Source organism: Stenotrophomonas sp. 22DLJC03, assembly GCF_056861405.1.
In genome coordinates this window covers 116,278-142,484 of the sequence record NZ_JBSPUG010000005.1, presented here as the reverse complement: position 1 = coordinate 142,484, position 26,207 = coordinate 116,278, and the positions used below count along the sequence as shown (strand labels likewise).

19 protein-coding genes are annotated in these 26,207 nt (G+C 66.6%); 8 read left to right on the top strand and 11 right to left on the bottom strand.

Annotated features, from left to right (window positions below):
• Window positions 1-44: 44 nt before the first annotated feature.
• Genes AC13GA_RS17150 through AC13GA_RS17140 form a run of 3 tightly spaced genes read right to left on the bottom strand, consistent with a single transcriptional unit; the run spans window position 45 to window position 7,797 of the window.
• The gene (locus AC13GA_RS17150) at window positions 45-3,131 is read right to left on the bottom strand and encodes an efflux RND transporter permease subunit (RefSeq protein WP_136639467.1); all 3,087 of its coding nucleotides are present in this window, start codon (window positions 3,129-3,131) and stop codon (window positions 45-47) included.
• On the bottom strand, window positions 3,128-6,649 hold the full coding sequence (locus tag AC13GA_RS17145) for an efflux RND transporter permease subunit (protein ID WP_482998598.1): 3,522 nt from the start codon (window positions 6,647-6,649) through the stop codon (window positions 3,128-3,130). The genes AC13GA_RS17150 and AC13GA_RS17145 overlap by 4 nt, the downstream gene beginning before the upstream one ends.
• Complete coding sequence (locus AC13GA_RS17140) at window positions 6,646-7,797, bottom strand: efflux RND transporter periplasmic adaptor subunit (RefSeq protein ID WP_046983816.1); 1,152 nt, start codon at window positions 7,795-7,797, stop codon at window positions 6,646-6,648. Before AC13GA_RS17140 ends, AC13GA_RS17145 begins: the two co-directional genes overlap by 4 nt.
• A 206-nt stretch (window positions 7,798-8,003) precedes the next feature.
• On the opposite strand from AC13GA_RS17140, the gene AC13GA_RS17135 reads away from it, so the two are divergent.
• Complete coding sequence (locus AC13GA_RS17135) at window positions 8,004-8,393, top strand: c-type cytochrome (RefSeq protein ID WP_482998597.1); 390 nt, start codon at window positions 8,004-8,006, stop codon at window positions 8,391-8,393.
• 9 nt (window positions 8,394-8,402) lie between these two features.
• Window positions 8,403-8,864: a c-type cytochrome gene (locus AC13GA_RS17130; protein ID WP_006361215.1), complete on the top strand. Its 462-nt coding sequence runs from the start codon at window positions 8,403-8,405 to the stop codon at window positions 8,862-8,864.
• Window positions 8,865-9,033: 169 nt separating this feature from the next.
• On the opposite strand, the gene AC13GA_RS17125 is transcribed toward AC13GA_RS17130, so the two are convergent.
• Complete coding sequence (locus tag AC13GA_RS17125; RefSeq protein ID WP_046983818.1) at window positions 9,034-10,917, bottom strand: ATP-binding cassette domain-containing protein; 1,884 nt, start codon at window positions 10,915-10,917, stop codon at window positions 9,034-9,036.
• Window positions 10,918-11,150: 233 nt separating this feature from the next.
• Window positions 11,151-12,026, bottom strand: a complete 876-nt coding sequence (locus AC13GA_RS17120; protein WP_136639472.1) for a LysR family transcriptional regulator — start codon at window positions 12,024-12,026, stop codon at window positions 11,151-11,153.
• A gap of 102 nt (window positions 12,027-12,128) precedes the next feature.
• On the opposite strand from AC13GA_RS17120, the gene AC13GA_RS17115 reads away from it, so the two are divergent.
• Complete coding sequence (locus tag AC13GA_RS17115; protein WP_482998596.1) at window positions 12,129-13,208, top strand: YeiH family protein; 1,080 nt, start codon at window positions 12,129-12,131, stop codon at window positions 13,206-13,208.
• 152 nt (window positions 13,209-13,360) lie between these two features.
• The gene (dbpA, locus tag AC13GA_RS17110) at window positions 13,361-14,737 is read left to right on the top strand and encodes an ATP-dependent RNA helicase DbpA (protein ID WP_482998595.1); all 1,377 of its coding nucleotides are present in this window, start codon (window positions 13,361-13,363) and stop codon (window positions 14,735-14,737) included.
• 173 nt (window positions 14,738-14,910) lie between these two features.
• Here the strand turns inward: dbpA and AC13GA_RS17105 are convergent, their stop codons facing one another.
• The 4 genes from AC13GA_RS17105 to AC13GA_RS17090 all read right to left on the bottom strand — a co-directional run bounded on the left by AC13GA_RS17105 (window position 14,911) and on the right by AC13GA_RS17090 (window position 18,777).
• Window positions 14,911-15,447, bottom strand: coding sequence for an adenine phosphoribosyltransferase (locus AC13GA_RS17105; protein WP_428710541.1), 537 nt, complete (start codon window positions 15,445-15,447; stop codon window positions 14,911-14,913).
• A gap of 679 nt (window positions 15,448-16,126) precedes the next feature.
• On the bottom strand, window positions 16,127-17,692 hold the full coding sequence (locus AC13GA_RS17100; RefSeq protein WP_482998594.1) for a protein adenylyltransferase SelO: 1,566 nt from the start codon (window positions 17,690-17,692) through the stop codon (window positions 16,127-16,129).
• A 31-nt stretch (window positions 17,693-17,723) separates the two neighbouring features.
• On the bottom strand, window positions 17,724-18,413 hold the full coding sequence (locus AC13GA_RS17095) for a glutathione S-transferase family protein (RefSeq protein ID WP_482998593.1): 690 nt from the start codon (window positions 18,411-18,413) through the stop codon (window positions 17,724-17,726).
• A 154-nt stretch (window positions 18,414-18,567) separates the two neighbouring features.
• The gene (locus AC13GA_RS17090) at window positions 18,568-18,777 is read right to left on the bottom strand and encodes a cold-shock protein (protein ID WP_004153307.1); all 210 of its coding nucleotides are present in this window, start codon (window positions 18,775-18,777) and stop codon (window positions 18,568-18,570) included.
• Between the two features lie 301 nt (window positions 18,778-19,078).
• Between AC13GA_RS17090 and AC13GA_RS17085 the strand changes: the two genes are divergently transcribed.
• Complete coding sequence (locus AC13GA_RS17085; protein WP_004153306.1) at window positions 19,079-19,567, top strand: YaiI/YqxD family protein; 489 nt, start codon at window positions 19,079-19,081, stop codon at window positions 19,565-19,567.
• Window positions 19,568-19,573: 6 nt separating this feature from the next.
• On the opposite strand, the gene AC13GA_RS17080 is transcribed toward AC13GA_RS17085, so the two are convergent.
• The gene (locus AC13GA_RS17080; protein ID WP_253079807.1) at window positions 19,574-20,452 is read right to left on the bottom strand and encodes a pseudouridine synthase; all 879 of its coding nucleotides are present in this window, start codon (window positions 20,450-20,452) and stop codon (window positions 19,574-19,576) included.
• A 123-nt stretch (window positions 20,453-20,575) separates the two neighbouring features.
• On the opposite strand from AC13GA_RS17080, the gene AC13GA_RS17075 reads away from it, so the two are divergent.
• From AC13GA_RS17075 to AC13GA_RS17065, 3 genes are all read left to right on the top strand, one after another.
• Window positions 20,576-21,124 (top strand): YaeQ family protein, encoded by a 549-nt coding sequence (locus AC13GA_RS17075; protein ID WP_032969767.1) that lies wholly within the window; start codon window positions 20,576-20,578, stop codon window positions 21,122-21,124.
• Window positions 21,121-22,305 carry a BaiN/RdsA family NAD(P)/FAD-dependent oxidoreductase gene (locus tag AC13GA_RS17070; RefSeq protein WP_337301945.1) on the top strand — a complete coding sequence of 395 codons (1,185 nt, stop codon included), beginning with the start codon at window positions 21,121-21,123 and terminating at the stop codon, window positions 22,303-22,305. Before AC13GA_RS17075 ends, AC13GA_RS17070 begins: the two co-directional genes overlap by 4 nt.
• Before the next feature lie 91 nt (window positions 22,306-22,396).
• Window positions 22,397-24,466 carry an EAL domain-containing response regulator gene (locus tag AC13GA_RS17065; RefSeq protein ID WP_012510772.1) on the top strand — a complete coding sequence of 690 codons (2,070 nt, stop codon included), beginning with the start codon at window positions 22,397-22,399 and terminating at the stop codon, window positions 24,464-24,466.
• A 108-nt stretch (window positions 24,467-24,574) separates the two neighbouring features.
• On the opposite strand, the gene fabV is transcribed toward AC13GA_RS17065, so the two are convergent.
• A complete protein-coding gene (gene fabV, locus AC13GA_RS17060) occupies window positions 24,575-25,834 on the bottom strand; it encodes an enoyl-ACP reductase FabV (protein WP_428709951.1) in 1,260 nt (419 codons plus the stop codon).
• Window positions 25,835-26,207 lie beyond the last annotated feature (373 nt).

Below are 26,207 nucleotides of genomic sequence, written 5' to 3'. Positions count from 1 at the left end.
CACTACGACCGGTCTCCCCCCACACCACAACACGTTGTCGTGCATTACAGCCGGGCAGCGCCCGGCTCTACCATCTCCAGACCGCGGGCGCGCCGGATCAGTCGCGTGACCGCACTGCGCAGGTCATCCAGCACCGCATAGATGGTCGGCAGGAACAGCAGGCTGACCACCGTCGAGAACGCCAGGCCACCGGCGATCGCGCGTGCCATTGGCGCGTACTCCGGGCCGTTACCGAACATCTGCGTATTGGTCAGCGAGATCGGCACCATCGCCAGGATCGCCGTGCCCATGGTCATCATGATCGGGCGCAACCGCTCGCGCGAGCCTTCAACCAGTGCCTGCGTTCGGCCCATGCCACCGCGCCGCAGGTTGTTGATGTGCTCGATCATCACGATGCCGTTGTTCACCACCACGCCCATCAGCACCAGGATGCCGATGAAGGACATGATTCCGAACGAGGTACCGGTGATCCAGAACAGCCAGAACACGCCGAAGATCGAGAACAGCACCCCACTCATGATCGCCGCCGGGAACAACAGCGACTCGAATACCGCAGCCATCACCACGTAGATCATCACCAGTGCGATCAGCAGGTTGAACACCATCTGCTGCATCGCTTCGTCGTCGTTGCCGTAGTCACCGCCATCGAAGGTGAAGCCATAGCCGGCCGGGAAGTTCATCGGCTTGAGCACCGATTCCATGGCCTTGCGGCCGTCCGGCGCGGTGACCTTCTCGGCCAGGTTGGCCTTGATGGTCAACGTGGTCTGGCGGTTGGTACGGCCGATCTGGGTGGCCGACGAACCGACGTCGACACTGACCAGGCTCAGCAGCGGCACGCTGCGGCCATCGCCGGTACGTACGCTGAAGCCGGCCAGATCCTCGGGGCTGCTCTGTTCGGCACCGGCGAAGCGGACCCATACCGGTACTTCGTTGTCACCACGACGGAACTCGCGCATCGGCGCACCGCGCAGTGCAAGGCCGACGAAGCTGGCCACCTGCTCGGCATTGAAGCCGAACGCCGCAGCGCGCTCGCGGTCAACGCGCACCTTCAGTTCACCGCCCTTCTCGCCGTTGTCGATGCGCACGTCGCGCAGCTCGGCACGCTGGGCCAGCAGCGGCACCACTTCCTGACCAATTTCCTGCAGCATCGAACTGGAGTCGCCGACCAGCTGCACCTGTACGCCCTGATTGCCACCACCGCCGCCGTCGCCCCCTTGGTTGCCGACGAAATAATCGGTGCGGGCCGACTTCGGCAGCCCCTTGCGCAGCTCTTCCTGCAGCGCTTTGATGTCCTTGGCGTACTTCTCGTCGAGGGTGACCACGGTCGAGCTGCCTTCCTGCTCGCTGTACCAGGAGTACACCTGCTTCACGTGCAGGCGTTCGCGGTTCTGGTCGATCCAGCTCTCCACCCGTGCCACTTCCTCGGACATCTGCCGGTAGGTATAGGCGCCCTTCCACATGTAGCCGATGAAGATGTCCTTGCCGCCTTCGCCGCCGAACATATCGATCTTGGTCAGCTTCATCGGCACCAGGCTGACCAGCACCACCAGCAGGATGCCGAGCAGGCTCCAGCCGCGGTGGCGCAGTGACCAGTCCAGCAGCTGTGCGTAACGGCGCTGCAGGCGCGCGATCAGGCCGGTCTTCGAATGCACCAGCTTTGGCGTGGTCATGCGCGCGGACAGCATCGGGATCAGGCTGACTGCCACCAGCCACGAGGCCAGCAGCGAGACCGAGATGGTGATCGCGATCTGCGCCATGAAGATGCTGATGTTGTTGGTCTCGCCGAACAGGTTCGGTACGAATACGATGCAATGGCACAGGGTACCGGCGCTGAGCGCGATGGCCACGTTGCGGGTGCCGATGATCGAGGCCATCCGTGGCTGCCCGGGCATGCGCTCGCGTTCCTGGTAGATGCTCTCCACCACCACCACGGCGTTGTCGACCAGCATGCCGACCGCCAGCAGCAGGCCCATCATGGTCAGGATGTTCAACGTCACCCCGACGAAGTACATGAACCCCAGGGTGATGGTGAAGCAGATCGGAATGGCCAGGGTCACCATCAGCGTGGATGGCCAGTGGCGCAGGAAGAAGAACAGCACGGTCACCGACAGGATCAGGCCGACGCCGCCGGCCTCGGCCAGTTCCAGCAACGAGGAGGTCACCGCCTTGCCCTGGTTGTCGATCACCTTGATCTGCACGTCGCGCATCGACGCCTCCCCGCGGATTGCCTCGACCTCGGCCAGCGCCGCGCGCGAAACCTCCACCAGATTGGCGCTGCGCTCCTTGAAGATGTCCAGGCCGACCGCCGGGTTGCCGTCCAGGCGGCGTCCATAGCTCATGCGCGCCGGCTTCAGCCGTATCTCGGCGATATCACCCAGGCGCAGGCCCTTGGCGTTGATCACCAGGTCGCGCATTTCCTGCAGGTCGGTGATTTCGCCCACCGGCTGCACGCGCACGCGCTGGCCGTTGTCGTCGATCTGCCCGGCCGAGATCGAGAAATTCAGCGTGCGCAGGCGCTCGCTCAGCTCGTTGATGCTCAGCCCGTGCGCGTTGAGCCGGTTCGGATCGATGGCGATCTCCACCTCGTTCGGCGGCGCGCCGGTGATGTCGACGCGGGCCACGCCGGGAATGCGCTCGATGCGCCGCTTGAACTCGCGGTCGAGCATGTCATAGGCAGTGGTCAGATCGGTGGTACTGGCCAGGCGCACCTTCAGCACCGGCTGGTCACTGCTGGACCACTTGAACACGTTGTAGCGTTGCAGGTCGTCGGGCAGGTCGCTGCGGATCGCATCGATGCGCTCGCGCGCATCGGAAGCGGCAATCGCAATGTCGCGGTCCCAGTCGCTGAACTCGATGTAGATCAGCGCCGCCTCGGAGGTGGCCGACGAGCGCATGCGCTTGATGCCGGTCATCGTCGCCAGCGATTCCTCCACCGGGCGGATGATGGTCCGCTCCACTTCCTCCGGTGTCGAGCCGGTGTACGGGATCTGCACGAACAGGAACGGTGCCGAGATGTCCGGCAATGCTTCCAGCGGCAGCCGGAACGAGGCGATCAGGCCGATCACCACCAGCGACACGAAACACATGATGGTGGTGACCGGACGGCGGATGGAGAACTCGGCAACACTCATGCCGGTTCCTCCGCACCCGCCGCGCTGCCCGCTGCACCCGGCTCGATCCCGCCGGCATGCTTGCGGCCACGTTCGCGGTAATACGCATCGCCGCGACGGTCCATCAGGTCATACACCACCGGAATGACCAGCAGGGTCAGCAGGGTCGACACCAGCAGGCCGCCGATCACGGTGATCGCCATCGGTGCACGCACTTCCGCACCCTCGCCCATCGCCACCGCCAGCGGCAGGAAGCCGAACAGCGTGCACAGCGTGGTCATGATGATCGGCCGCAGGCGCGAGCGGGCACCTTCCACCAGCGCCTCGTGCTTGGCCACGCCGGCCTCGCGCAGCTGGTTGACCTTGTCGATCAGGATGATCGCGTTCTTGGTGACCAGGCCGACCAGCAGGATCAGGCCGATGAACACCACCACCGAAATGGGCTTCCCGGTCAGCATCAGCGCCAGGATGGCGCCGACCAGCGCCAGCGGGATGGTGAACAGGATCACGAACGGGTGCAGCAGCGATTCGAACTGCGAGGCCATCACCAGGTAGACCAGGAAGATCGCCAGGCCGAAGGCGAAGATCAGCGACTTCGCCGCCTGCGCCAGCTCCTCACCCTGGCCACCGATGTGCAGGCCGACGCCTGCGCCCAGCGGCTGTTCTGACACCATCTGCTGCACTTCGCGCATGGCCGCGCCAAGATCGATGTCGCGCAGGTTGGCCGACACCACCGCCACCCGCGTCTGGTCGGCGCGATGGATCTCGCTGGGGCCAGTGGTGGCGACCACATCGGCCACCGCGTCCAGTGTCACCGGGCGGGTACTGCCGGGATTGACGATCAGCCGACGGATGCTGTCCACGCTGGCGCGGTCGCCTTCCTGTGCGCGCACCAGCACGTCGATCTTGCGGTCACGGAAGCTGTAGCGGGTGGCGACGTCGCCGCGCACCTTCTTCACCACCACATCGGCGATCTGGCGCGTGGTCAGGCCCAGCGCACCGGCGCGTTCCTGGTCGAAGCGGATCTGGATTTCCGGGAAGCCCTCTTCCACCGTCGACTTCACATCGGCGTAGTGCGCGTTGCCGCGCAGCATCGCCGCCAGGCGCTGGCCGGCCACTTCCAGGGTTGCCATGTCCTGCCCGCGCAACTCGATTTCCAGCGGCGTGGAGAAGCTGAACAACGCCGGCCGTGCGAAGTCGACCTGTGCACCCGGATGCTGGCCCATGGTGTCACGCAGGCGCTCGGTGATCTCCGCTTCGGTACGCGCGTTGCCGCCGCCTTCCATCACCACGGTCAGCTTGCCGATGTTCTCGCCGCTCTCGGTGGGGCTGGCATCCAGGCGGGTGCCGCTGCCGCTGACACCGTACAGCGAAGCCACGCCCTCGCCCTTGCCGTGTGCCAGCTGCAGCTCGCGTACCAGTGCATCAGTCTGCTTCAGCGGCGTGCCGGCCGGCAGCTTCACCGTCATTTCAAAACGGTCCTGCGCCAGCTGCGGGATCAGGTCGGCACCGAGCATCGGCACCAGCGCCATGGTCGCCACGAAGATGATCGAGGCTACGCCCAGTACCTTGCCCGGATGCGCCAGCGCGCTCGGCAGCAGGCGCAGGTAGCCACGCTCGGCACCGGCATAGGGCTTCATCGCCAGATCGCTGGCCTTGCGCATCACCGGACCCACCACGGCCACCACGCCACGCCATACCCGCACCACCAGCCAGGCCAGTGCGTAGAAGCTCCAGCGCGCGGTCGCGACCACGCCACGGCGGCCCAGCGCGACCGGCTTCTGCCAGCGGTTCTGCGGCTGCCACGGTGCGTTCGGCGCCTCTTCCGGGAACGCCAGCGGCGGCCGTCCCTTCAGCGAGCTCAGCATCGGGATCAAGGTCATCGACACCAGCAGCGAGATCGCGATAGCGATCGCCACGGTCAATGCCTGGTCGCGGAACAGCTGGCCGGCGATGCCCTCGACGAACACCAGCGGCAGGAACACCGCGATGGTGGTCAGGGTGGAGGCGACCACCGCCATGCTCACTTCGCGGGTACCGACGATGGCCGCCTGCAGGATGCCCAGGCCACGCTCGCGGGCCTTGGCGATGCTCTCCAGCACCACGATGGAGTCATCCACCACCAGGCCGGTGGCCAGTGCCAGGCCGCCCAGCGACATCACGTTCAAGCTGAGGCCGAGCTGGCCCATGAAGAAGAACGTGGCGATGATCGAGACCGGCAACGACAGGCTGATCACGAACGTGCTCCAGCCGTCGCGCAGGAACAGGAAGATGATCAGGATCGCCAGCAGGCCACCGATCACCGCGTCCTTCTTGACGTCGGCGATGGCGTGCTCGATGAAGCGCGACTGGTCTTCGATGGTGGTCAGTTCAACATCGGACGGGAACGTGCCCTTGATCTGCTCCAGGCGCTTGCGCAGCGCTTCGGCGGTGGACACGGTATTGGCGTCGCCTTCCTTGTAGATCGCCAGTTCCACCGATTCCTTGCCGCCGAGGCGAATCACCGCTTCGCGCTCCTTGTAGCCCTGGCGCACGGTAGCCACGTCCTTCAGGCGAACCGGCACACCGTTGGCGACCACGCTGGAACCACCACCGGACGAGGCACTCTGTGCCGCCGAGGCCGCCGCGATGGCCGCCGCCGAACCGGTCGACGCCGCGATGTTGAACATCTGCTGCAACGCCGAGTCAGCCGCGCTGCCGTTCGACGCCTGGGTGGTGACCAGCAGGTTGCGGATCTCTTCCAGATCAGCGAACTGGTTGACGGTACGCACCAGGAAGCGCTGCGAACCCTCCTCCAGGCGGCCGCCGGAGATGTTGATGTTCTCGTCCTTCAGGCGCTTGATGACGGTGTCGATGGGCAGGTTCAGCTGGGCAAGCTTCTGCTGGTCGATGTCGACCTGGATCTCGTCTTCCAGGCCGCCGCCGACCTTGACCGCCGCCACGCCGGTGACCGGCTCCAGCTTCTTCTTCAGGTCTTCGTCGGCATAGCGGCGCAGGCCGGTCAGCTCGCGGATCGCATCGGCATCGCTGGCCGGCGCGTCCTTGCTCGACAGCACCAGGCGCATGATCGGCTCGGTGGACGGATTGAACCGCAGCAGCACCGGCGCCTTGGCCTCCAGTGGCAGATTCAGCGCTTCCATCTTGTCGCGCACTTCCAGGCTGGCCTGGTCCATGTTGGTGCCCCAGGCGAACTCCAGCACCACATCGCTCTGGCCGGTGCGCGAGACCGATTTCAGCTTGCGCAGGTTCTTGACCACGCCGACCGCTTCCTCAACCGGCTGGGTGATCAGGGTTTCGATTTCGGTCGGTGCCGCGCCGGTGTATTCGGTGCGCACGGTCAGCGTCGGATAGCTCAGGTCCGGCAGCAGGTTGACCTTGAGGTTGCCCAGCGCGATCACGCCGAACAGCAGCAGGGTGACCGTGCACATGGCGATGGTCACGCGGCGGCGGGTGGCGAATTCCACCAGGCCGCCGCGCATGCCGGCGGCGGCGCCGTCGCTCGCCGGCGAGGCACCGTGGTCGTGGCCCGGGGCGGTCATTGCTTGCTCCCGGCCTTGTCCGCCGGCTTGGCAGCCGTTGCGACCGTCTTCGCCTTTGCCCTCGGATCGGCGATCACCTGTACCGCGGTGCCGTCGCGCAGGGCGACCTTGCCGGCGGTGACCACCTGATCACCGGCCGCCAGGCCATCACGGATCTCCACCCACGGGCCCTCGGCGTAACCCAGCTTGACCGGAACGCGTGCGACCTTGCCTTCGCGCACCCGGAACACCGCCGGTTCACCGTCGTCGAGCAGCGCCAGGCGCGGCACCACGAGCGCATCGGCACGCTGGTCGTAATCGATGCGGATGCGCCCGAACATGCCGGGCTGCAGCGCGTGCGCGGCGCCGTCGAAGGCGCTGACCACGCGAAACGTGCCACTGCCCGAATCCACCACCGGCGCGATGCGATCGACCGTACCGGTGAAGCTCTGCCCCGGCAGCGCGTCGGCGGCCAGCGTCACCGGCTGGCCGGCGCGCAAGGTGGCCAGCTCGCGCTCGGGCACGTTGAGGGTGGCTTCCAGCCGCGAGTTGTCGACGATGCGGAAGATCGGCGTGTTGATCTGCACGAAGTTGCCGGTCTTGATCGAGCGCGACGCGATCACGCCGGAGATCGGCGCCACCACCGTGGTGTAGGACAGTTCCAGCGTGGCCAGGCGGTACTGCGCGCGGACGTTTTCCAGGTCGTAGCGCAACTGGTCGACATCGGCGGCGCTGACCATCTGCTGGCCGACCAGTTTCTGCGCGCGCTGGTAGTTGTTTTCCAGCTTGCGCATCTGCGCTTCGCTCTGCGCCACGGCCAGGCGCGCACGGTCCGGGTCCAGCCGCACCAGCGGCTGGCCAGCGCTCACCCGCTGTCCCTCTTCGACCAGCACCGCCAGCGCCACGCCGGAGGTCTTGGCGACCACCTGCGATTCGGCGCGCGGCTCCAGCGCAGCAGTGCCGGTGTAGCTGGCGGCGACCGCGCGATGGCTGGCCACGGCCACCTCGACCGGAACCGCGTCGACCTTCTTCTCCTCCTTGGTCTCGGCGGCCTTGGCTTCGGAATTGGGCCCTGCGGCGCAACCGCCCAGCAGCAGGGAGGAGGAGATCAGCAGTGCGGCAGCGCAGATTCCGCTGCGACGGCCGGACAGGAGGGTTGGGTGCGACATCGTCAGATCCCTGGAGGATGCGTGGACAGGTGTGGTAGCAAAGTAATGCACCACTTCACGGCAACACCATATCCCAAAGGTCATGGTGCCTTCGTGCCGCTGGTCGGCCCGCCCCCCATTTCAGCTAGATGAAACCTGAGGCTATACTCGGGTCGTTCCGTACCCCACGCCGGAACGACCAGACCCGAATCCCCGGAAACGACACCATGCGCCCGCAGCCGCTCGCCGCTTGTCTCGCTCTGGCCGTCCTCCTGCCCCTCGGGGCCGCCGCACAGCCCGCTCCTGCTCCTGCCACACCCGCCCCGGCTCAGGCGCCCGCCGCCACGCCGCAGGCCACCGCTCCCACCGGCAATTTCGACAATGGCCGGGTACTGGCCTATACCTGCCAGGGGTGCCACGGCATCACCGGCTACAAGAACGCCTACCCCAGCTACCGGGTGCCGAAGATCGGCGGCCAGACCCAGCAATACCTGTCCCAGGCCCTGACCGAGTACCGGCAGGGCAAGCGCAGGCATCCGACGATGCAGGCGCAGTCGATGAGTTTCAGCGAACAGGAGATCGCCGATCTCTCTGTTTACCTGTCCACCGTCAAGTAAGGCCCGCCCATGTCGAAAGCCGCGCATCCGATGCGTCACGCCATCGCCCTGTCCGTTGCCCTGCTGCTGGCCGCCTGTTCACAGTCGCAGGTGGAAAACAGCGAGAAATCCGCCGCCGACCCGGGCCATGCCAGCGGCGAACACGGTTCTTCATCCTCCGCCGGCCTGCCTCCGGGCCGCGAGGCCGCGGGCGAGGCCCGCGCCAAGGTGAAGAGCAAGGCCACCAACCAGAGCTGCATCGACTGCCACGGCGCCGACGGCAACGCGCCGATCGATGCGACCTATCCGAAGCTGGGTGGGCAGTACGGTGACTACCTGGCGCATGCGCTGCAGGCCTACCGCGCCGGTGACCGCCAGCATGCGCTGATGACGCCACAAGCGAAGGACCTGAGCGATCAGGACATTGCCGATCTGGCGGCGTACTTCGGCAGCCGGCCGAGCCAGCTGCGGGATCTGCACGGGGTCAAATGACCGCCGACGCCCCGGTGGGTGCGGACCTTGGTCCGCACGGACCGTTGATTGGTGGGTGCGGACCGTTGGTCCGCACGGATCCGGATATCCACGCATGGCGTGGATCTAATGAGCCGAGCGTGGGCTCGGCTCTACATCAATCGGCGCAACCGCTGGCGCCGACCGATACTCAGCCTTCCAGCTCTTCCCAGCGCGCGTAAGCCGCATCCAGCTCGGCCTGGACCTTGGCCAGCTGCTGGGTGTGCGCGGTCACTTCAGCGCTACTGCGGGTGTAGAACGACGGGTCGTTCATCGCCGAGGTCAGCCCTTCGACGTCGCCCTCCAGCTTCTCGATGGTCTTCGGCAGCTGCTCCAGCTCGCGCGCTTCCTTGTAGGCCAGCTTGCGCTTGGGCGCTGCCGGCGTAGCGGCCGCTGCAGCAGGTGCGGCGGCGGCCGGCTTGGCGGCAGCCACCGCCGTCGGCGCGGCGGCAATGCTGCTGGCGTACCGCTGCCAGTCGCTGTAGCCACCCACGTACTCACCGATCACGCCGTCGCCTTCCATCACCAGCGTGGAGGTCACCACGTTGTCGATGAAGTCACGATCATGGCTGACCAGCAACAGCGTGCCGGTGTACTCGCCCAGCAGCTCTTCCAGCAGCTCCAGGGTTTCCACGTCGAGGTCGTTGGTCGGTTCGTCCATCACCAGCAGGTTGGACGGCTGCGCGAACAGCTTGGCCAGCAGCAGGCGATTGCGCTCGCCACCGGACAGGCGGGTGATCGGCGCACGCGCGCGCTCCGGCGTGAACATGAAGTCCTGCAGGTAGGCATGCACATGCTTGCGCTTGCCGTTGAACTCGAGGAAATCACGGCCCTCGGCCACGTTCTCGATGGCGCTCCAGTCTTCGCGCAGCACCGCACGGTACTGGTCGAAATAGGCGATTTGCAGGTTGGTGCCGGGATTGACTTCACCCTTCTGCGGCTGCAGTTCGCCCAGCAGCAGCTTCAGCAGTGTGGTCTTGCCGCTGCCGTTGGGGCCGATCAGGCCGATGCGGTCACCACGCAGGATGGTGGTGCTGAAGTCACGGACCATGGTGCGCTCGCCGAAGGCGAACGAAATGTCCTTGACGTCGATGACCTTCTTGCCCGAGCTGACGCCCTGGGCCGCTTCCATCTTGACGTTGCCACTGAGGTCGCGGCGCGCGGAGCGCTCGTTGCGCATCGCCTTCAGGCGACGCACGCGGCCTTCGTCGCGGGTGCGGCGGGCCTTGATGCCCTGGCGGATCCAGACTTCTTCCTGTGCCAGCAGCTTGTCGAAGCGGGCGTTTTCCTGCGCCTGCGCGTTGAGGCGTTCCTCGCGGCGGCGCTCGTAGTTGGCCCAGTCACCGGGCCAGCTGGTGACCTGGCCGCGGTCGATCTCGACGATGCGGGTGGCCAGCGCACGCAGGAAGCGGCGGTCATGGGTGACGAACACCACGCTGCCGCTCCAGCCCTTGAGGAACGCTTCGAGCCAATCGATGGCTTCGATGTCGAGGTGGTTGGTCGGTTCGTCCAGCAGCAACACATCCGGGCTGGACACCAGCGCACGAGCCAGCAGCACGCGGCGCTTCATGCCACCGGACAGGCGGCCGAACTCGGCCTCGCCATCCAGATCGAGCTTGGTCAGGGTTTCGCTGACGCGCTGGTCCAGGCCCCAGCCGTTGGCGGCGTCGATCTTGGCCTGCACGTTGCCGAGCGCTTCGCCATCGAACACCTCGGCATGGCTGAGGTGGTGGAATTCGGCCAGCCACTGGCCCAGTTCGCCGAGACCGTCGGCGACGACGTCGAATACCGAGCCGGCGGCGCCGTGCGGCACTTCCTGCTCCAGGCGGGTGACGCGCACGCCCTGCTGCACACGGACTTCGCCGTCATCGGGCTTGTGGTCGCCGGACAGCAGCTTGAGCAGGGTGGATTTGCCGGCGCCGTTGCGGCCGATCAGGGCGATGCGTTCGCCCGGCTCGATCGACAGTTCGGCCTTTTCCAGCAACAACGGGCCGCCGACGCTGAAGTCGACGTTCTGTAGGGTAATCAGAGGCATCCGGCCATTGTACCGGTTGGGGGCGTCGGTCGGGTTGCACCCGGCACCCGCGGTAGTGCCGGCCGCTGGCCGGCAACCTCAACGGCAACGGCAGAAGCTGGTTTCCTGTGGGAGGCGGGACGGTATTCTGCTCTGGTGGGTGTCGACCTTGGTCGACACGGTAGATCTACGCCATGCGTGGATGAGCACTACAAGAAGTGTCGATGGATGGAATCGACTGGGAATCTGATGGCTTACCCCACCTCCCCCAGCAACGCCTGCAACCCCGGCAGCCATTGCTTGCCGGGGTGACGTACCAGCCACAGGGTGCGCTGCAGGGCAGGCAGCGGAGTCTCGAGCACGCGCAGGCGGCCGAGGGCCAGCGGCTCTTCCAGCGCATGACGCGAAAGACAGGCCAGACCCAGCCCGGCGATGGCGGCTTGCTTGATCGCTTCGGTATTGCCCAGCTGCAGGGTCTGGGCGAAGCCGCGCAGGTGCGGCAACAAGGCCTGCTCCACCGCTTCGCGGGTGCCGGAGCCCGGTTCGCGCAGCAACCAGCGGGCGCGGCGCAGTTCATCCAGCGACCAGCGCGCGGCAACGTCGGCGGCGGCCACGATCACCAGCGGGTCCTGCTGCCAAGCGGTGACCTGCAGGCCGCGCTCATGGCACGGGCCTTCGATCAGGCCGGCGTCCACATCCAGGCGCTGCACGGCAGCGACCACGCCGGCACTGTTGTCGATACGCAGGTCGACTTCGGCCTGCGGCGCCTGGCGCAGCAGTTCGGCGATGCGCGGCGGCAGCAGGTAGTTGCCGATGGTGGTACTGGCGGCCAGCACCAGCCGCAGCGGTGCCCCCTGCGACGGGTCGCCGCCGGCAGCCAGCTGCCGCTCCAGATCGGCGGCGTTGACCAGTAGCGTGCGCGCCGGCTCCAGCAGTGCGCGGCCGTGGCCGTTCAGGGCCAGGCGGCGGCCGATGCGGTCGAACAACGGCGTGCCGAAGTGGGCCTCCAGCTCCTGCAGGGCGGCGCTGCTGGCCGATTGCGAAAGCGCAATGGCCTGGCCGGCAGCAGTGGTGCTGCCGTGGTCGGCGATGGCGACGAAGACCTGCAACTGGCGCAAGGTCAGGCGCATGGCGCTTACCTCCTTGATGGGTAGGTTTCACCCATATTATTCGTTTTACAGGTCATCGTCTGGGGCGCACGCTTGCCCCATCACTCCAGCCCTACCCTTGCCATGAACGCCCCCGCTCTCTCCCCCTGGTCCCTGCCCGCCCTGCGCCAACGCTGGCAACCGCGTCTGCCCGGCCTGCTGCTGGTGGGCCTGATCGCGGCGGCGTCACTGTATCTGGCCGAGCTGCCCTGGCTGCAGGCGCAAGGGCTGAGTGCGCTGACCGTGGCCATCGTCGCCGGAATCGTGGTCGGCAACACCTTGTACCCGCGGTTGGCACCGAGCAGTGCGGCCGGTGTCGGCTTCTCCAAGCACTGGCTGCTGCGCGCCGGCATCGTGCTGTACGGCCTGCGCCTGACCTTCCAGGACATCGGCCATGTTGGCGTCACTGGCGTGCTGATGGACGTGCTGGTGGTCGCCAGCACCTTCGGACTGGCCTGCTGGCTGGGCATGCGCGTGTTCAAGATGGAACGCGAGGCGGCGATGCTGATCGGTGCCGGCAGCGCGATCTGCGGCGCGGCGGCGGTGATGGCCGCCGAACCGGTGGTGCGCGGCCGTGCTGCGCAGGTCACGGTGGCGGTGTCGACAGTGGTGGTGTTCGGCACGCTGGCGATGTTCCTGTATCCCGCCCTGTATGCGCTGGTGCAGTCGCACGGCTGGCTGGCGATGGACGCGCAGCAGTACGGCCTGTTCACCGGTGCGACGGTGCATGAAGTGGCACAGGTAGTGGCGGCTGGCCGCGCGGTCAACGAAGCGGCGGCCGATACCGCAGTGATCACCAAGATGGTGCGGGTGATGCTGCTGGCACCGTTCCTGGTGGCGCTGTCGCTGTGGCTGGCGCGTGGCGGCAAGGCCAGCGCCGACGGCAGCAAGGCGCGCATCGTGGTGCCGTGGTTCGCCTTCGGTTTCGTGGCGGTGGCTGGTTTCAATTCGCTGCATCTGCTGCCGGCTGGCCTGCAGGCCGGGCTGGTGCAGCTGGATACCGTGCTGCTGGCGATGGCGATGGCAGCGCTGGGCCTGACCACCCACGTCTCGGCGCTGCGACAGGCCGGTTTGAAGCCGCTGCTGCTGGCGCTGATCCTGTTCGCCTGGCTGCTGTTCGGTGGGCTGGCGATCCACCAGGGCGTACTGGCAATGCTGGGCTGAGCAGACCCGTGCCGACCGAGGTCGGCACCCACCAGTAGATCCACGCCATGCGTGGATGGCGGCTCCAATTGGGGGTCAGAGCTCTTTCCTGCGGAAAGGGATCCGACCACCCCATTAGGCGGGAGCGGCCGCGCAGACGGGTACAATGCGCCATGACTGACTTCTCGACCCTGCCGCTGAGCCCGGCCCTGCAGCCCGGCCTGGATGCCCTCGGCTACACCACCCTCACCCCCGTGCAGGCGCAGAGCCTGCCGGCCATCCTCGATGGCCGCGATGTGATCGCACAGGCGCCGACCGGCAGCGGCAAGACCGCCGCCTTCGGCCTGGGCCTGCTGCAGGCTGTCGACCCCAGCCTGATCCGCGTGCAGGCGCTGGTGCTGTGCCCGACCCGCGAACTGGCCGACCAGGTCGGCAAGCAGATCCGCAAGCTGGCCACCGGCATCCCCAACCTGAAGCTGTTGCTGCTGGTCGGCGGTGTGCCGCTGGGTCCGCAGCTGGCTTCGCTGGAAGGCCACGACCCGCACGTGGTGGTCGGCACGCCCGGCCGCGTACAGGAGCTGGCACGCAAGCGCGCGCTGAACCTCGGCGCGGTGCGCACGCTGGTGCTGGATGAAGCCGACCGCATGCTCGACATGGGCTTCGAGGAGCCGATCCGCGAGATTGCCGGCCGTACCCACAAGGACCGCCAGAGCCTGCTGTTCTCGGCCACCTTCCCCGACAGCATCCGCGCCATGGCGCGCGACCTGCTGCGCGACGCGGTGGAAGTGACCGTGGAAGGTGCCGACCAGGCACCGGCCATCCGCCACCTGTTCTGCGAGGTGGAACCGGCGCATCGCCAGAAGGCGCTGGCCGGCCTGCTGCTGAAATACACGCCGGAATCAGCAGTGGTGTTCTGCAACACCCGCAAGGACGTGGACGAAGTAGCCAACTCGCTGCAGCAGTTCGGCTTTTCCGCACTGGCCCTTCATGGCGACATGGAGCAGCGCGACCGCGAAGAAGTGCTGCTGTTGCTGGCCAACCGCAGCTGCAACGTGCTGGTGGCCAGCGACGTGGCCGCACGCGGCCTGGACGTGGAAGAGCTGGCGGCGGTGATCAACTACGAACTGCCGACCGACGTGGAGAGCTACCAGCACCGCGTCGGCCGTACCGGCCGTGCCGGTGCCAGTGGCCTGGCGATCAGCCTGGTTGCGGGCCGCGAGAAGACCCGCGCCGAAGCCATCGAAGCGCAGATGGGTCAGCCGCTGGACTGGCAGAAGACGCCGCTGGCGACTTCGCGCCCGGCCGAGTTGCCGCAGGCCGCGATGCGCACGCTGCGTATCGACGGCGGAAAGACCGACAAGCTGCGCCCGGGCGACATCCTCGGTGCACTGACCGGCGACGCCGGCCTGTCGAGCAAGTTCATCGGCAAGATCGCGATCTTCCCGACCCGCTCCTATGTGGCGATCGCGCGTGAGCAGGCCAACAAGGCCGTGGCGAAGCTGGAAGCCGGCAAGATCAAGGGCCGTCGTTTCCGCGTTCGGATGATGTGATTGAAGCAGCGTTGCCAACCACGTTGGCAACGATCTGACCTGGTAGCGGCCAACCTTGGTTGGCCCGTCCATGGCGCCAGTCGCGAAAAGCGCTGCCAACCAAGGTTGGCAACTACCGGCTCCCGGCCATTCGCTCTGGTAGATGCCAACCTTGGTTGGCACCTACCCTCTAATCAGAACACCAGTTCGGTGTACAGCGGCAGGTCCGTTTCCCAGCGCGCGCGGCCGCCGAGGCCGTCGAGCTCGACCAGTACGCCGGCACCGACCACGTCAACGTCCAGGCGGCGCACCAGCGACAGCGCCGCGACCAGCGTGCCACCGGTGGCCAGCACGTCGTCGATGATCGCCACGCGGGCACCGGCCGGCAGCGCATCGGCGTGCACTTCGATGCAGTCGCTGCGATATTCCAGCGTGTATTCCTCGCGCAGCACCTGGCCCGGCAGCTTGCCCGGCTTGCGCACCGGCACGAAGCCGACGCCCAGTTCCAGCGCCATCGCGGCGCCGAGGATGAAACCACGCGATTCGATGCCGACCACCGCGTCCAGCTTCTGGTCGCGCCAGCGGTCAGCCATGGCAGTGACAGCACCGCGGAAGTCCTCGCTATGGGCGAGCAGCGGCATGATGTCCTTGAACAGGATGCCGGGCTTGGGGAAGTCGGCGATGTCGCGCAGGCGGGAGGCCCACTGCGGAGCGACGATGGCGTCGGTCATGTCACGTTGGCTATCTGATGGCGGCATAGGGTACCCGTTCCGGGCGCCGCCTGCCTGTTGAGGGGTATCGGCCGGGCTGCGCCCGGCACCTGCAGAGGCTACAAGCCAATGCAACGGCAAGAGCAACGGCAACAGCGGGATTGCTGTGGGATGGCGGGGTGGGTCCGGTGGCGGGAGACGCCGTAAACCCCGCTCCGCGGTCCGGCCCAGCCGCTGGCGGCTGTGCGTTCGGGCGCTTGCGAAGCAGTGCTTCGCAAGCAAAGCACCCTCACCCTTGGGGGCTTGGCCGCGGCATCCATGCCGCGGACACTCCCGCCACCGGACCCACCCCGCCTTCGACAGATTTCTGCGATCTGTCGCGGATCCACGCCATGCGTGGATGAATCTCAATCGAAATCGAATGTTTCGAAAATTGAACGAAGAGCATTCACGCATGGCGTGGATCTACCGTGTCGACCAAGGTCGACACCTACCCGCAGCAGCGCGAAATCTGTCGGAGGTGGGGCGGTGTCGGATTGCGGGGTGTCAGCCGCATGGATGCGGCTGCCAAGCCTACACGGACGTACTTGCGGCGTCCCCGCAATCCGACACCGCCCCGCCAAACCACGGAATCCGCTTTTGCTCTGGCTGTTGACCTGGCCTCTGCGGGTGCAGGGCGCAGCCCTGCCGAAACCCACCCTCAGGAACTGCAGGACAGCATCGAGCAGCCGGCGCGATTGTCGGCCCACGCCGGGCGCTTGCCGGCGAAGTGTTCCAGGCCGGCACGCTCGGTGTATGGATCGCGCAGTACGTCCTGCAACGCATGAACGCCGCCGAGGTCGCCCTGCTCTGCGCGGTCGATGGCCTCCTGGGCCAGCCAGTTGCGCAGCACGTACAGCGGATTGGCCGCGGTCATCTTCGCCGTGCGCTCGCTGGCCGACAGCGGATCGGCCTGCAACCGCGCCGTGTAGTCCTGCAGCCACTGCTGCAACGGTGCCTGCACCGCCTGCTGGCGCGCCTCGTCGTAGTACACCGCGTCCAGCAGCGCCGCATCCGGTGCCGCCGGATCGATACGCATCAGCGCACGCCAAGCCAGTGTCATGTCCATGGCACCGTCCTGCATCAGCTGCTGCCAGCGCAGGAAAAGCTGCAGGTCGTCATCGTCGGCCGCGGCCAGTCCGAGCTTGGCGGCAGCATCGCGACGCGTGCAGGCCACGAAGGTGGACTGATAGGCCGCCAAGCCCGCTTGTAGCGGTGCGACATCACCGAACAGCGGAGACAGCGCCTGCGCCAATCGGCTCAGGTTCCAGTACGCCACCTGCGGCTGGGTGCCGAAACGATAGCGGCGGCCCTGCGCGTCGGTGGTGTTCGGCGTCCAGTCCGGGTCGAAGTCCTCGACCCATCCGTAGGGGCCGTAATCGAGTGTGAGGCCGAGCACGGACAGGTTGTCAGTGTTCATCACGCCATGCACGAAGCCGACGCGCATCCAGTGCGCGATCATCTCGGCGGTGCGCACCGCGATCTGCGCGAACCAGTCGCCGTACAGTGCCTCACCCTGCCCTTGGAGTTCAGGGAAATCGCGGGCGATGCAGGCATCGACCAGCTGCTGCAGCAACGCGGTTTCCCCGCGCGACGCCGGAAGCTCGAAGGAACCAAAGCGCAGGAACGACGGCGACACCCGGCATACGATGGCACCCGGCTCGGCACGTGGATGGCCGTCATAGAACATGTCGCGCACCACGTCGTCGCCGGTACCGACCAGCGACAGCGCGCGCGTGGTCGGCACACCCAGATGATGCATCGCCTCGCTGCACAGGAATTCGCGGATGGATGAGCGCAGCACTGCGCGCCCATCGGCACCGCGTGAGTACGGCGTCGGGCCGGCCCCCTTCAGCTGCAGCTCCCAGTGGCGGCCATCCGGCGCGACCAGTTCACCCAGCGAGATCGCACGCCCATCGCCGAGCTGACCGGCCCAGTGACCAAACTGATGGCCACCGTAGTTGGCTGCCCATGGCTGCATGCCGGCGTACAGTGCATTGCCGCCAAACACCTGCGCGAAGCCTTCGCTCTCGACCTCAGCGGTATCGAAGCCAAGCATCGCGGCGACGTCCGGTGCCCAGGCCAGCAGCGTGGGCGCCGTCACCGGGGTCGGCATCACTGGCGACCAGGCGGCGCCCAGCACTTCGCGGCGGCGTGGGCCGGATTCGGGGTCGCCTGGCAGGGTATGCAGCAGGCGATTGTCGAAACGGGAGCTGTCGGTATCCATGGTGCTGAAGATGGGGGCGACGGCCCCCTCCTCAATTGCCGCTGAGTGCCTGCAGGTGACCGCCGTGGGCCTCGGCACGCTGATAGGCCGGGCGTTCACCGATGCGCTTGAGGAAGCCACGCAGTGCCGGCTTGTCGTCGAGGCCACCACCGCGCGCAGCCGCAGCCTGGATCGGGAAGCTCATCTGGATGTCGGCGGCACTGAAGCGCTCGCCGGCGAACCACGGGCTTTCGGTCAGGCGGCGCTCCATCCAGTCCAGGTGCAGACGCCGCTGCGGGCCGATGAAGCCACGCTCGGCCTTGTCGGCGATGCTGCGTGCGATCGGGCGCGCGAAGAACGGCATCGGTGCGCTGCGGATGCGACCGATCACCAGGGTCAGCAGCAGCGGCGGCATCGCCGAGCCTTCGGCGTAGTGCAGCCAGTAGCGGTAGGCGATGCGTTCGGCACCATCGACAGGCGTCGGCGACGGCGACAGCTGGCGCTGGGTGTCGTAGCGGTCGGCAAGGTAATCAAGGATGGCACCGGATTCGGCCAGCACCAGTTCACCATCCTGCAGTACGGGTGACTTGCCCAGCGGATGCACCTGACGCAGTTCCGGCGGTGCCAGCAGCGTCTTCGGATCGCGCGGATAGCGGCGCAGCTCGTAGTCCAGCCCCAGCTCCTCCAGCATCCACAGCACGCGTAGTGAACGGGAGTTTTCCAGATGGTGGACGATGCGCATGGGAACGATCCTTGGGAAGACCTGCATCGTACCGCGCACGGTGCATGCCCTTTGTAGAGTCGGGCATGGCCGACTCTACAAAAAGCAGCGGGCAATAAAAAACGCCGGAAGCTTTCGCTTCCGGCGTTCTGGCTACCAAACGGTAGCAGACGGATTAGACCGCCTGCACCTGGTCAGCCTGCATACCCTTCTGACCCTGGACGGCGATGAAGGTAACCTTCTGGCCTTCCTGCAGGGTCTTGAAGCCGGTGCCCTGGATGGCACGGAAGTGCACAAACAGGTCCGGGCCGCTTTCCGGGGTGATGAAGCCGAAGCCCTTGGCGTCGTTGAACCACTTGACGGTGCCGGTCTGACGATCAGACATTTGACTAACTCCTGAAACACATGTTGAAAAAATCGCAGCCACCGGGTATCGGGGCCGAGACTGAGTTGCAGGCGTTGGTAAAGCGGATCGATGAGCGGATCGTGAGATCAACTGCACCAGGCCACGATTCACGGTGACCCTAGCAAACACAGTGGGACGAACGATACGCGTGTTTTCTGCAAAAAGCGATAGCCCGGACGTTCATCGGCAAACGCCGCCCGCTAGGCGTGGCAAGGGTTGGCGCCTTTCTGCGGCTAACCCCGAGTCCCCATTCAGGTTTTTCCTACCCTACACTGGGTAAATGACTGAAGCTGAAACCCAAGCTGAACACGCCCGCCCCCGTATCTGGGTGGATGCAGATGCCTGCCCCACCGTCATTCGCGACATCCTGTTCCGGGCGGCTGAACGGGTCGGGATCGAACTGACCCTGGTCGCCAACCAGTGGATCCGTACCCCGCCCTCACGCTGGCTGCGCTCGATCCAGGTGCCGCAGGGCCTGGACGTGGCCGACAGCGCCATCGTCGAGCGGGTGGCGGCCGGCGACCTGGTGGTCACCCAGGACATCCCGCTGGCCGCACTGGTGCTGGAAAAGAAGGCGGTGGCCCTGAACCCGCGCGGCCAGCTGTACACCCCGAACAACATGGCCGAACGGCTGTCGATGCGCAATTTCATGGAGGAACTTCGCGGCGCCGGGGTACAGACCGGGGGGCCTCCGCCATTGGGACCACGCGACCGGCAGCTGTTTGCGGCCGAGCTGGACCGCTGGCTGGCGCGCCATCCGGCCCGCTGAGCGCTTCTAGCCTTCCTGATCAGGCAGGCGCAGGCAACGCTGGCTGCTGAACACCCGACGCTCGCCGCTCAACGGGTCGTCGAAGGCCAGCCCCTGCGCCAGCAGCTGCAGCGGCACCTCGGCCGTGCCTGCCGGCCGCTGCCGCAACTGCGGATACAGGTCATCGCCCTCGATCGGCGCGCCCAGCATCGCCATGTGCACGCGCAGCTGGTGCTTGCGGCCGGTTTCCGGCAGCAGCCGATAGCGCCAGATCGGTCCCTCACCCTCGATCAGCTCGATCCGGCTGCGCGCATTGGGCTCCCCGGGCACTTCGGCCATGCGGAAGAACGGTTCGGCCGGAGCCAAACGGCTGTGCCGATGCAGCGGGAACGTCACCGCGGGCAGTGCCGGCGCCAGCGCCTCGTAGGTCTTGTCGATGCGGCGTTCGCGGAACAGCCGCTGGTAGGCGTCGCGCGATGCAGCCTGCGTGGAGAACAGCACCAGGCCTGCAGTCAGCCGGTCCAGCCGATGCAGCGGCACCAGATCGGTATTGCCGGTGCTCGCGATCAGGCGTGCCAGCAACGTCTCGCGCACATAACCTCCCGCTGGCGTGACCGGCAGGAAGTGCGGCTTGTCGGCCACCAGCAGGTGCGGGTCGTGATGGACGATGGTCTCGGCGAAGGGGATCGCCGGCTCGTCCACAACCTCGCGGAAGTACTGGATCTCCAGCCCCACCTGCCAGGGCATGTCCGCTGCCAGCGCCCTGCCCTGCGCGTCCTGCACCCGTCCGCGCGTGAAGCGATCCTGCCATTGCTCACGATCGATGCGCGGAAAACGCGCGCAAAGACCGTCGAGCAGGGTGGCCCAGTGGCCGGGCGGAAGCTGCAGGCGGCTGGGCAGGATCATCAGGTCCACTCATGCAACGGAAAAGAGCTCAAGCGTGCCACGTTGACGCTGCACAGACAGCCCGGCCACGGACACCCCCGGAGCAAACCTCTATCATGGTCCTCTTTAGTCCACGGTACCCCCATGGCTCTCACCGCCACCATCCGCAAGGCCGAACTGCAGATCAGCGACATGGATCGCGGCTATTACGCGACCCACAACCTGACCCTGGCCCAGCACCCGTCCGAGACCGACGACCGCCTGATGGTGCGCCTGCTCGCCTTCGCGCTGAACGCTGGCGACCGCCTGGAGTTCGGCCGCGGCCTGAGCACCGATGACGAACCGGACCTGTGGGAACACGACTACACCGGCGACATCCTGCAGTGGATCGACCTGGGCCATCCCGACGAATCGCGCATCCGCAAGGCCAGCAACCGCAGCCGCCAGGTGCAGGTGATCAACTATGGCGGCAACGCTTCGGAGATCTGGTGGGGCAAGCAGGGCAAGGGCCTGGCGCGCTTCGACAACCTGTCCGTGGTTGATCTGGACGGCGACTTCGTCGAGCGCTGGGGCCAGCAGATCAAGCGTGCGATGCGCTGGAGCGTGCTGATCCAGGACGGCGAGGTGCAGCTGCTGGACGACCAGATCCAGCTCGACGTGATCCCGAACTGGCGCAAGCGCGCCAAGGCATGAGCGCGATCCGTTGCGATGTGGTGGTGATCGGTGCCGGTGCAGCCGGGCTGATGACCGCGATCACGGCCGGCCAGCGCGGCCGCCAGGTGCAGGTGATCGACCATGCCAACAAGATCGGCAAGAAGATCCTGATGTCCGGTGGTGGCCGCTGCAATTTCACCAACACCGGCACCACCCCGGCCAACTTCCTGTCGGCCAACCCGCACTTCTGCAAGTCGGCGCTGGCGCGCTACACGCCCTGGCATTTCATCGAGCTGGTCAACAAGCACGGCATCGCGTATCACGAAAAAGAGCTGGGCCAGCTGTTCTGCGACATTTCGTCCAAGCAGATCGTGAAGATGCTGGTGGACGAATGCCAGGCGGCGGGCGTGCAGATCCGTACCCAGTGCAGCGTCGAGCGCATCGAGCATGGCACCGATGGTTTCCGCGTACACACCACGCAGGGCCTGTTCCATTGCGCCTCGCTGGTGGTGGCCACCGGTGGCCTGTCGATTCCCAGCCTTGGCGCCACCGGTTTCGGCTATGAGATCGCCCGCCAGTTCGGCCACCAGGTGCTGCCGACCCGCGCCGGACTGGTGCCGCTCACTCTCAGCGGCAAGCACCAGGAACGGTTGGCCGATCTCAGCGGCGTGGCGCTGCCGATCGAGGCGCGCTGCAATGGAAAGAGCTTCCAGAACTTCATGCTGCTGACCCACCGCGGCGTGAGTGGCCCGGCGATCCTGCAGATCTCTTCGTTCTGGCAACCCGGTGACGCGCTGGAGCTGGACCTGTTGCCTGGCCAGGATGCCGGTGACTGGCTGCGCCAGATGAAGCAGGAGCGGCCCGCCGCCGAACTGCGCACGGTGCTGGGCGAGGTGCTGCCGAAGCGGCTGGCACAGCGCCTGTGCGAGCACTGGCTGCCCGACCGCCCGGTACGCCAGCTGGACGAGCCGGTGCTGCGCCAGGCTGCACAGTTGCTGGGCGCGTTCCCGCTGGTGGCCAGTGGCACCGAGGGCTACCGCACCGCCGAAGTCACCCTGGGCGGCGTGGATACGGCCGAAGTCTCGTCTTCGACGCTGGAATCCAAGCGCGTGCCCGGCCTGCATTTCGTCGGTGAGGTGCTGGATGTGACCGGCTGGCTGGGCGGCTACAACTTCCAGTGGGCCTGGGCCAGCGGCCACGCGGCCGGCGGCGTGGTGTGAACCACATCGCCGTTCGATGCGCGCAAGGGGTGCGCGCATGGACGGTTCGCCGCGCATCGTGTATCTAGGTTCGCAGATTGGGGAGCAGTGCATGCAGAACGCGAACGACATCACCATCCGCCTGCTGATCGTCGACGACAGCGGCGAGAATGCCGAAGCCATCGTCAGCACCCTGCGCAACAGCGGCATCGCGGTGCGCCCATGGCGCCCGCAGGACGCGGCCGAACTGGCGCAGGTGCTGGCCAGCCAGGCCATCGACCTGGTGCTGGCGTCACCCTCGCAGGGCATTCCACTGCCGTTGGCCGCACAACATATCGCTGCCAGCGGCAAGGACATTCCGCTGGTGCTGCTGGCCGAGCGCATCGACGAGGACGAGCTGGTGCAGGCCAGCAGCCATGGTATACGCGCCCTCGCCCTGCGCCAGCGCCCCGAGCATCTGCTTGCGGTGATCCGTGACCAGTGGGTGGACCTGCAGGCGCGTCGCGGCCTGCGCCGCATCGAGGCACAGATGCGCGAGACCGAGCGCCGCTGCGATGCGTTGATTGCCTCCTCGCGCGATCCCATCGCCTACGTGCACGAAGGCATGCATATCCGCGCCAACGATGCCTACCTGGAAATGTTCGGCTACGAGCATTTCGACGACATCGAAGGCATCTCCCTGCTGGACATGGTCGCCGCCCAGCACGTGGAGGGCTTCAAGCAGCTGCTGAAGGGCCTGAGCCGTGGCGAGGCGCCGCCGCCGCAGTACCAGCTCGATGCCCGTCACGAGGACGGCAGCGCGTTTCCGGCGACGATGGAATTCACTGCCGCCACCTATGAAGGCGAGTCCTGCCTGCAGGTGGTGCTCCGCCGCCGCATGGAGTTCGACCCGGAACTGGCGCGCGAGGTCGAGGACCTGCGCCAGCGCGACCAGGTCACCGGCCTGCTCAACCGCCCGACCTTCATGCTGCAGCTGGAAAGCGCGGTAGCCCAGGCCGGGCGCAGCGAAGGCCAGTTCGGCCTGCTGCTGATCGAGCCGGACCACTATGCGCGCCTGCTGCCGGACATCGGCCTGGCGTCGGCCGACACCCTGATCGGCGCCCTCGCCGGCCTGCTGGCCGAAGTGGTGGGCGAGGATGCGCAACTGGCCCGTTTCGGCGAGCACAATTTCGCCGTGCTGCAGGCCGGCCCGTATGCGCAGACCGTGGCGCTGGCCGAGCGCATCCGCGAGGCCTACGCCGCGCATGTGTTCAGCATCGGCGCCCGCTCGGCCACGGTGACGGTGAGCATCGGCGGCGTGCAGGTGGGCGAGAAGATCGCCAGCATCGGCCAGGTACTGGCGCGCGCCAGCGAATGCACGCATGCCGCCGCCGAGCTGGGCAACACCTGCCGCATCTTCGACCCGGCCGCCGCTGACCGCGTGGAGGAAGAACGCGTGCTGCGCTGGGTCGCGCGCATCCGTGAAGCACTGGCTGGCGACGGCTTCCAGCTGCACTACCAGCCGGTACTGAACCTGCAGGGCGAGTCACTGGAGCTGTACGAGGCGTATCTGCGCCTGGAGCACAACGGCGAACTGCTGAGCCCGACTGCGTTCCTGGGCATCGCCGAGGAGCACGGCCTGCTGGCCGACATCAACCGCTGGGTGGTCTCGCAGGCGATCGCCGTGCTTGGCCAGCGCGCCCGCGAAGGGCATGCCACCCAGATGCTGGTGAAGGTGACCCCGGAATCGTTCGACGACCCGCAGATGATCGCCACTCTTCGCCGTGAGCTGCAGGCACAGGGTGTGCCTGGCGAGCGGCTGTGGCTGCATGCGCCGGAAGCGAAGGTGTTCACCCACCTGCGCAGCGCCCAGCAGTTCCTTGCCGAAGTGGCACCGCTGGGTTGCCGGATCGGCCTGGAGCAGTTCGGCTCGGGGCTGGATTCGTTCCAGCTGCTGGCCCACTTCCAGCCCCAGTTCCTCAAGCTGGACCGTGGTTTCACCAGCGACCTGGCGGCCACCCGTGAGAACATCGACCGCATCAGCCAGATCACCGCGCGTGCGCAGGAAGCCGGCATCCGCACCATCGCCGAGTTCGTCAGCGATGCCAATTCGATGACCCTGCTGTTCAGCGCCGGCGTGGACTATGTGCAGGGCGACTTTGTCGGCCCCGCGCTGGCGGAGATGGGCTTCGAGTTCGGTTGACCGATGGTAGTGCCGGCCGCTGGCCGGCAGCCTCAGGTACCCGGGGTTGCCGGCCAGCGGCCGGCACTACCAAAAGAGAAGGCCGGCTTTCGCCGGCCTTTTGCTTGATCAGGTCAGATCGACCAGGTTGTCGATCTTCACGTCGGGGTTGACGTCGGCCTCGTAGTCGACACCCTCCACGCCAAAGCCGAACAGGCGCAGGAAGTCGGCCTTGTAGCCGGCCAGGTCGCTGATCTCGTACAGGTTCTCGTTGGTCACCTGCGGCCACAGCGCGACAACCTTGCCCTGCACGTCCGCCGCCATTTCCTTGTAGTCCGCTCGCAGGCGGCCTTCTTCGTCGATGAGCGCGACCTTGTTGCCGTCACCATCAACCAGGTCGTGGCGCAGGCGATCGACCGCCACGCCATCGACGCTGGCACCGTAGAGGATGTCGTAGAGCACATCGAGCTGTTCGATGCAGCCTTCGTGGGTGCCCTTTTCCTTCATCACCTTGAACAGCAGCGACAGGTACAGCGGCATGGTCGGAATGGCCGAGCTGGCCTGGGTGACTACCGCCTTGAGCACTGACACGCGCGCGTCGCCACCGATCTTGGCCAACTTCTCGCGCAGGCTCAGCACCTTGGTGTCCAGGTCTTTCTTGGCCGCGCCGATCGAACCGTTCCAGTAAATGGCCTGGGTGATCTCTTCACCCACGTAGGTGAAGGCAGTGGTGGTGCAGCCGTTGGCCAGCACGCCGGCATCGGCCAGCGCGTCGATCCACATCTGCCAGTCCTCACCGCCCATCACCGCGACCGTGCCGGCGATTTCCTCGGCCGTGGCCGGCTGCAGGTGGGTCTCGGTCAGCACTTCCTTGTCGGTGTCCAGCCCGCGCAGGGTGATCGGCTCTCCGATCGGCTTCAGCGTCGAGCTGATGATTTCACCGGTCTTCGGGTGCTTGCGACGCGGCGCGGCCAGGCTGTAGACCACCTGATCCACCTGACCGAGATCGGCCTTGATCATCTCGATGGTCCTGGCCTTCACTTCATCGGAGAAGGCATCGCCGTTGATGCTCTTGGCGTACAGGCCTGCTTCGTCGGCGTACTTGTGGAACGCGGCGGAGTTGTACCAGCCTGCGGTGCCCGGCTTGCTCTCGGTGCCAGGGCGCTCGAAGAAGATGCCCAGGGTCGCCGCACCACTGCCGAAGGCCGCGGTGATGCGCGCCGCCAGGCCGTAGCCAGTGGAGGCGCCGATCACCAGCACGCGCTTGGGGCCGTTCTGGATCGGCGGGCGCGCGCGGATGTAATCGATCTGCTGCTTGACCGCGGCCTCGCAGCCGGTCGGGTGGGTGGTGACGCAGATGAAGCCGCGGACGCGCGGTTTGATGACCATGGATACCTCGGGTTGGCAGATGCGGCGCGCGGGGCGCTCAGCAGGAATACGGGCGCGCGCCTGCGCGCGCGAACCGCAGGATCGTAGTGCGCGGGGGAAGATTGCACAACCGACGCTGGCGTAGGGTGGTGGTGTTTTGCAGGGTTGCACCCTGCACCTGCAGAGACCGGAGCAACGTCAAAAGCTGGGTTCCTGTGAGATGGCGGGGTGGGTCCGGTGGAGGGGGACGCCGTGAACCCGTCCATGGGGGCTTGGTCGCGGCATCCATGCCGCTCACACCCCCTCCACCGGACCCACCCCGCCTTCGACAGTCTTCCGCGATCTGTCGGAACAGCTCTTGGGGGCAGATCCGTTTTCCGAAGGAAAACGGATC

Bases quoted from the DNA above. Each gene is read 5' to 3' on its own strand.
- AC13GA_RS17150 (WP_136639467.1), bottom strand. From the start codon at position 3,131: ATGAGTGTTGCCGAGTTCTCCATCCGCCGTCCGGTCACCACCATCATG.
- AC13GA_RS17145 (WP_482998598.1), bottom strand. From the start codon at position 6,649: ATGACCGCCCCGGGCCACGACCACGGTGCCTCGCCGGCGAGCGACGGC.
- AC13GA_RS17140 (WP_046983816.1), bottom strand. From the start codon at position 7,797: ATGTCGCACCCAACCCTCCTGTCCGGCCGTCGCAGCGGAATCTGCGCT.
- AC13GA_RS17135 (WP_482998597.1), top strand. From the start codon at position 8,004: ATGCGCCCGCAGCCGCTCGCCGCTTGTCTCGCTCTGGCCGTCCTCCTG.
- AC13GA_RS17130 (WP_006361215.1), top strand. From the start codon at position 8,403: ATGTCGAAAGCCGCGCATCCGATGCGTCACGCCATCGCCCTGTCCGTT.
- AC13GA_RS17125 (WP_046983818.1), bottom strand. From the start codon at position 10,917: ATGCCTCTGATTACCCTACAGAACGTCGACTTCAGCGTCGGCGGCCCG.
- AC13GA_RS17120 (WP_136639472.1), bottom strand. From the start codon at position 12,026: ATGCGCCTGACCTTGCGCCAGTTGCAGGTCTTCGTCGCCATCGCCGAC.
- AC13GA_RS17115 (WP_482998596.1), top strand. From the start codon at position 12,129: ATGAACGCCCCCGCTCTCTCCCCCTGGTCCCTGCCCGCCCTGCGCCAA.
- dbpA (WP_482998595.1), top strand. From the start codon at position 13,361: ATGACTGACTTCTCGACCCTGCCGCTGAGCCCGGCCCTGCAGCCCGGC.
- AC13GA_RS17105 (WP_428710541.1), bottom strand. From the start codon at position 15,447: ATGACCGACGCCATCGTCGCTCCGCAGTGGGCCTCCCGCCTGCGCGAC.
- AC13GA_RS17100 (WP_482998594.1), bottom strand. From the start codon at position 17,692: ATGGATACCGACAGCTCCCGTTTCGACAATCGCCTGCTGCATACCCTG.
- AC13GA_RS17095 (WP_482998593.1), bottom strand. From the start codon at position 18,413: ATGCGCATCGTCCACCATCTGGAAAACTCCCGTTCACTACGCGTGCTG.
- AC13GA_RS17090 (WP_004153307.1), bottom strand. From the start codon at position 18,777: ATGTCTGATCGTCAGACCGGCACCGTCAAGTGGTTCAACGACGCCAAG.
- AC13GA_RS17085 (WP_004153306.1), top strand. From the start codon at position 19,079: ATGACTGAAGCTGAAACCCAAGCTGAACACGCCCGCCCCCGTATCTGG.
- AC13GA_RS17080 (WP_253079807.1), bottom strand. From the start codon at position 20,452: ATGATCCTGCCCAGCCGCCTGCAGCTTCCGCCCGGCCACTGGGCCACC.
- AC13GA_RS17075 (WP_032969767.1), top strand. From the start codon at position 20,576: ATGGCTCTCACCGCCACCATCCGCAAGGCCGAACTGCAGATCAGCGAC.
- AC13GA_RS17070 (WP_337301945.1), top strand. From the start codon at position 21,121: ATGAGCGCGATCCGTTGCGATGTGGTGGTGATCGGTGCCGGTGCAGCC.
- AC13GA_RS17065 (WP_012510772.1), top strand. From the start codon at position 22,397: ATGCAGAACGCGAACGACATCACCATCCGCCTGCTGATCGTCGACGAC.
- fabV (WP_428709951.1), bottom strand. From the start codon at position 25,834: ATGGTCATCAAACCGCGCGTCCGCGGCTTCATCTGCGTCACCACCCAC.